Annotated in this window: 4 protein-coding genes; 1 reads left to right on the forward strand and 3 read right to left on the reverse strand. The window is 71.5% G+C overall.

Going from position 1 to position 2,809, the window contains the following annotated elements; all coding sequences use genetic code 11:
* Positions 1–26: 26 nt before the first annotated feature.
* Positions 27–695: a hypothetical protein gene (locus VK611_26800; protein ID HMG44971.1), complete on the reverse strand. Its 669-nt coding sequence runs from the start codon at positions 693–695 to the stop codon at positions 27–29.
* Between the two features lie 171 nt (positions 696–866).
* Here VK611_26800 and VK611_26805 point away from each other — a divergent pair, with 171 nt between their 5' ends.
* Positions 867–1,568 (forward strand): DUF1361 domain-containing protein, encoded by a 702-nt coding sequence (locus VK611_26805; protein ID HMG44972.1) that lies wholly within the window; start codon positions 867–869, stop codon positions 1,566–1,568.
* On the opposite strand, the gene VK611_26810 is transcribed toward VK611_26805, so the two are convergent.
* On the reverse strand, positions 1,504–2,154 hold the full coding sequence (locus VK611_26810; protein HMG44973.1) for a hypothetical protein: 651 nt from the start codon (positions 2,152–2,154) through the stop codon (positions 1,504–1,506). The two genes, VK611_26805 and VK611_26810, sit on opposite strands and share 65 nt — an antisense overlap.
* Positions 2,155–2,226: 72 nt before the next feature.
* The gene (locus VK611_26815) at positions 2,227–2,754 is read right to left on the reverse strand and encodes a protein-tyrosine phosphatase family protein (protein HMG44974.1); all 528 of its coding nucleotides are present in this window, start codon (positions 2,752–2,754) and stop codon (positions 2,227–2,229) included.
* Between the last annotated feature and the right edge of the window lie 55 nt (positions 2,755–2,809).

Raw genomic sequence — 2,809 nt, forward strand, 5'->3', positions numbered from 1 at the left:
CGAAGTTTCGCCTTCGGCGCCCCGGATCAGGCGACGAAGGCCTGCACCATCCCGAACACGTCGGCCCGGCTGAGGAAGTCGGAGTGCTCGATCGACCCGGCGAACGTGTTGGTCGCCCCGGTCAGCAGCACGCTGTCGTCGGGGTTGATGATGTCGTCGCTGTTCGACCAGAACGTGCCGTACCTCGTCGCCCCCGGCGTCGGATCGCCCGCGTTGAGGGCGTCGAGCAGGTCGGAGCCCGGGATCATGTCGCGGCAGCCCCGCGAGAACGGGTAGCACGCGTAGGCCCAGTTGGTGCCGTGGTTCGGCCCGGCGAGCGACACCCAGTCGTCGACGAACGCGGTGCCGCCCCGCTCCTTCAGGTACGACCGGGTGGAGATGCTGCCCATCGAGTGGGCGACGATGTCGACCTTGGCCGCCCCGGTGCGGGCCCGGAGGTCGTTCACCGCCGTCTGCACCTGGCCGGCGATCGTCCGGTTCGACGTGTTGCTGTTGTAGGTGATGGCCATCAGCTCGTTGCCGGTGTAGCCGGCGGACCGGAACCGCCCGACCATCGTGTTGAACGTGCTCGCGCTGCTGTTCCAGCCGTGCACGAACAGGATCGGGTCGTGCGGCGCCGCCGACGCCGGTGCCTCGCTCGCGACCATGGCCGCGAGCACCAGCCCGAGCGCCGCGACGCAGCGGGTGATCCTCATGTGCCCTTCCCCCTTGCCCTGGTTGCCTGTCTTCGCCTGTGTGTCAGCAGTCCCCCCGTGCGCATGACGCGAAACTGCACGTTTTCCGCCGTTTTCGTGAACTTGTGGAGATGTTGTGTGAACCGGCGGGCGCGCGGTCGCTTCGGGGCGTGGGTGGGGGAGGCTGGGGACATGGCCCTCTTGCAGGTGCTGGAGACGTGGGCGCCGAACCTGACGAAGGTCGTCCGTCACGACGGCGTGTGGATGGCGTGGAACTCGGTGCTGGCCTGGTTGCCCGTGGCCCTGGCGTTCGCCTTGTTCCGCCGGCGGGCATCCGACCACCAGCGCACGCCGTTGTGGTGGATGGGGGTGGTGCTGTTCGTGCTGTTCCTGCCGAACGCCCCCTACGTGGTGACCGACCTGGTGCACCTGCGCGACTCGGTGGTGCTGGTCGGCGCCAGCTGGCCGGTCATCACCGGCGTGCTCCCGGTGTACGGGGTGTTCATCGGCGGCGGCTTCGTGGCCTACTACCTGGCGCTACGGGAGCTGAGCCTGTACCTCGACCGGGTGGGGCTGGCGTCGTGGCGGGCGGTGACGCTCGCGTCGGTCCACGCCCTGTGCGCGGTGGGCGTCTACCTGGGGCGCCATGCCCGGCTGAACAGCTGGGAGCCGGTGGTCGAGCCGCACGACACCCTGCAGCGGGTGGTCCTGACGTTGTCGTGGCAGTGGGCGCCGCTGTTCGTGGCGGCCACGTTCGTGGTCACCGTGGTGGGCTACTTCGTGACGAAGGCCGTGCTGGAGGCCGCCTGGGTCGGGGCGGTGGGGCTGGTCAGGCCGCTATGGGCTCAGGCGACGGGGTCTGGGCCCGGGCCTCGTGCGGCGCCCGATAGGTGAGGCGCTGCAGGAAGAACTGCACGTTGGGGCCGATGGTGAGGGCGAACGCCAGGGTGCCGATGCCGACGCGGCCGCCCAGCAGCCAGCCGATCGCCAGGGCGCCGATCTCCAGGCCGGTGCGCACCGCGCGGACGGAGCCGACGCCCCGGGCCGCCAGCCCGGTCATCAGCCCGTCGCGGGGGCCGGGCCCGAGGCCGGCGCCGATGTAGAGGCCCGACCCGGGTCCCCAGATGAACACCCCGACCAGCAGGAACGCGGCGCGGGCGACAGGGTTGTCCGTCTCGGGCACCAGGGCGAGCATCAGGTCGATCGTGACGCCGAGCACGATGATGTTGAGCAACGTGCCGATGCCGGGCCGCTCCCGCAGGGCGATCCACGTCGCCAGCACCACGGCGCCGACCAGGATGCTCACGGTCCCGATGGGGATGCCGGTGTGCCGGCTGATGCCGTGGTCGAGGACCGCCCACGGCGGGAGCCCCAGGTCGGCTCGCACCATGCTGGCGATGCCGATCCCTCCGAGCACCAACCCCGGCATCAGGCGCCACAGCCGTGGCCGCAGATCCGTCACCTCCCGAAGCCCCAGCACGGAGGCAGGCTAGGCCTTCACCCCCGGATTCCGAGCACCCGGTTTCCGGCCGCGGGGGCGCCGGCGAGGTGCTCAGCGGCCGAGTCGGACCACGAACGCCTCTTGTTCGTCGGTCTCGACGGCGTCGGCGCAGTAGTTGGCGCGAACCCAGGCGACGGCCTCGTCCGGTGGGTGGCTCCCGAGGACGGCGAGGGCGGCCAGGGCCGTTCCGGTGCGCCCGTGGCCGCCGAGGCAACCGACCTCCACCTGCTCGCCGGCACGAGCCCGGTCTCGCAGGGAGCGCAGGGCGGCGACGACCGGGGCCGGATCCTCCAGGATCCCGAAGTCAGGCCAGTCGAGGTGGTCGTGGGCCCACGGCGGCTGCCACCGCTGGTCCAGGTACAGGCCGAAGTCGGGCGGCTGGTCGCGGGCGTAGGGGTCGACGGCGTCGAACGAGACGGCGGTGACCTCGGTGCCGTCGGGCAGCACGACCGCCGCCCGATGGACGTGCACCTCGAACCGCTGGTGCTCGTGCCCGGCATCGCGGCACCCGGCCTCCCCGGCCCCGACGTACCAGTGCACCTGGCACTCCGGGCACATCACGACCACCCGTGTCCGCATGCCGCCGACCGTACCTGCCTGTCGTCTCAGTCGATCCGCCCCTCGCCGAGCGCCC

Source organism: Acidimicrobiales bacterium (assembly GCA_035316325.1).
Classification (GTDB): domain Bacteria; phylum Actinomycetota; class Acidimicrobiia; order Acidimicrobiales; family VFJN01; genus DASXTK01.